This is a genomic window from Micromonospora cabrerizensis (assembly GCF_022230955.1).
In the GTDB taxonomy this organism is placed as follows: Bacteria; Actinomycetota; Actinomycetes; order Mycobacteriales; family Micromonosporaceae; genus Micromonospora; species Micromonospora cabrerizensis.
The window spans coordinates 1-905 of the sequence record NZ_JAKKFI010000019.1 but is presented as its reverse complement, the minus strand read 5'-3'; the positions used below and the strand labels follow the sequence as shown (position 1 = coordinate 905).

The 905-nt window shown below is 64.6% G+C and carries 1 protein-coding gene; it reads left to right on the top strand.

The window, feature by feature from the left end; translation table 11 throughout:
- On the top strand, positions 1 to 905 hold a 905-nt coding region (locus LADH09A_RS02625), incomplete at both ends, for a beta-ketoacyl synthase N-terminal-like domain-containing protein (RefSeq protein WP_238643132.1).

The following is a 905-nucleotide window of genomic DNA, read 5'->3' as shown; positions in this document are numbered from 1 at the left end:
TTTTTGGGGACGGGTAATTCGGGGAGTGTGGTGTCGGGGCGGGTTTCGTATTCGTTTGGGTTTGAGGGTCCGGCGGTGACGGTGGATACGGCGTGTTCGTCGTCGTTGGTGGCGTTGCATGTGGCGGCGCAGTCGTTGCGGCGTGGTGAGTGTTCGTTGGCGTTGGTTGGTGGTGTGACGGTGATGGCGACGCCGTCGGCTTTTGTGGAGTTTTCGCGGCAGCGTGGGTTGTCGGTGGATGGTCGGTGTCGGTCGTTTGCGGAGGGTGCGGAGGGGACGGGTTGGTCTGAGGGTGTGGGTGTGTTGTTGGTGGAGCGGTTGTCTGATGCGGTGCGTTTGGGGCATCGGGTTGTGGGGGTGGTGCGGGGGAGTGCGGTTAATCAGGATGGTGCGTCGAATGGTTTGACGGCGCCGAATGGTCCGTCGCAGCAGCGGGTGATTCGGGCGGCGTTGGGTGATGCGGGGTTGTCTGCTGCTGATGTGGATGTGGTGGAGGCGCATGGGACGGCGACGACGTTGGGTGATCCGATCGAGGCGCAGGCGTTGTTGGCCACTTATGGTCAGGGTCGTTCTGATGATCGGCCGTTGTGGTTGGGGTCGGTGAAGTCGAACATCGGTCACACGCAGGCGGCTGCTGGTGTTGCTGGGATCATCAAGATGGTTGAGGCGATGCGGCATCAGGTGTTGCCGCGTACGTTGCATGTGGATGCGCCGACGTCGCAGGTGGACTGGTCGGCGGGTGCGGTTCAGCTGTTGACCGAGGCCCGGCCGTGGTCGGTTGGTGGGCGTCCGCGTCGGGCCGGGGTGTCGTCGTTCGGGATCTCCGGCACCAACGCCCACGTCATCCTGGAGGAACCCCCCTCGGCGGCGGTACCGGCCCAGGAGAGGCCCCCGGTCGGCGACCC